At 69.9% G+C, this 1,340-nt stretch carries 1 protein-coding gene and 2 pseudogenes; 2 read left to right on the forward strand and 1 reads right to left on the reverse strand.

All coding sequences use genetic code 11. The features are described from left to right. Both AC31A1_RS51465 and AC31A1_RS51470 read left to right on the forward strand, forming a co-directional pair. Positions 1-368 (forward strand): annotated as a pseudogene (locus AC31A1_RS51465) (haloalkane dehalogenase); the annotation flags it as partial. After that, positions 352-750: a GIY-YIG nuclease family protein gene (locus AC31A1_RS51470; RefSeq protein WP_489659922.1), complete on the forward strand. Its 399-nt coding sequence runs from the start codon at positions 352-354 to the stop codon at positions 748-750. The pseudogene AC31A1_RS51465 and the gene AC31A1_RS51470, both read left to right, overlap by 17 nt. Positions 751-774: 24 nt before the next feature. On the opposite strand, the pseudogene AC31A1_RS51475 reads toward AC31A1_RS51470, so the two are convergent. Beyond that, positions 775-1,340: pseudogene (locus tag AC31A1_RS51475) on the reverse strand (transporter); the annotation flags it as partial.

Here is a 1,340-nt window from a genome sequence, read left to right on the forward strand (position 1 = left end):
AGCCGTACCCCACCCGCGAGAGCCGCCGCCCCCTCCTGCGCTGGGCGCGCTCGATGCCGCTGGGCGGCGAACCCGCCGACGTCGTGACCAGGATCGAGGCCTACGACCGCTGGCTGGCGGCCAGCCCGGAGGTACCCAAGCTGCTGCTCACGTTCGCGCCCGGAGCGGGAACGATGACGGACGAGGACACCATCGCCTGGTGCGCGGCGAACATCGCCGCCCTGGAGATCGAGCACTCGGACACCGTCGCCGGCCATCACACCCCGGAGGACCAGCCCGAGTTGATCGCAGCCGCGATATCGGGCTGGGTGGAGCGACTCGGCTCACGTACGGCCACAGGACGATCACGAGGTGAAACTCTCGGGTGAGTCGGTCGAGGCCCGTGCCAAGGAGCGGGAGGAGGCGGCCGTCGCGGAGATGGAGGCCAAACTCGCCGAGATCGAGGGCGCGTTGCAGGACGTCGAGACCCGCGCGGCGAACATCCGCACCGGCTGTGTCTACGTCATCTCGAACGTCGGCGCGTTCGGCGACCGCGTCGTGAAGTTCGGCATGACCCGCAGGCTCGAACCCCTCGACCGGATCTACGAGTTGAGCGGCGCGGCGGTGCCGTTCCGCTTCGACGTCCACGCGCTGATCTTCAGCAAGGACGCGGTCGGCCTGGAGTCGGAACTCCACCGGCAGTTCTTCTACGCCACCCCGGCCGAAGTACGGGACGCGCTGGAGTGGCGGGCCGGCAAGCAGCCGACGTGACCCGGCATCCCGCCCGTCTACCGCCTATCCCATGATCCGCACCTGCCGGGACACGCTCACCTGGTCCACGTCGGACGTCCTGACGGTGACCTTCATCGTCCAGGTCCCGGCGATCGGCAGGTTGAGGGTGTTGGTCCCCCAATAGCCGCCCTCGTCCTTGACGTTGGCGTCGAGGGGGCCGATCTTCTGGGCCGGGAGCGTGAAGGAGAGCCGGAGTTCGGGGACCGTGGCGAAGCCGCCGTCGGGGCCGTAGACGACCGCTTCGACGGAGTTCTCGCCGACGCGTCCGGGGTCGAGGGTGATCTGCACCTTGCCGCCGGCGTTGCCGACATGGAAGGGGACGGTGGTGACGGAGGCCGCCGGTATGCCGGCCGGTGTCGCCGTCTGCTGCGCGTCCGCCGCGGCCCGGCCGGGGAGGGTGTTGGTCAGCAGGGTGGTGATCACCAACACCACGACACCGACACCGACTTCGAACAGCACCGAGCGGCGGAGGCCGCGGCGGTAACGGTCCTGGGAGTCGTCGCCCCGGTCCTGCTCCGGAGATCCGTCACCGGGATTCGAGGCACCCTCACCCCCGGCCGCAGATGCCG

This window comes from Streptomyces sp. P5F9 (assembly GCF_057961495.1).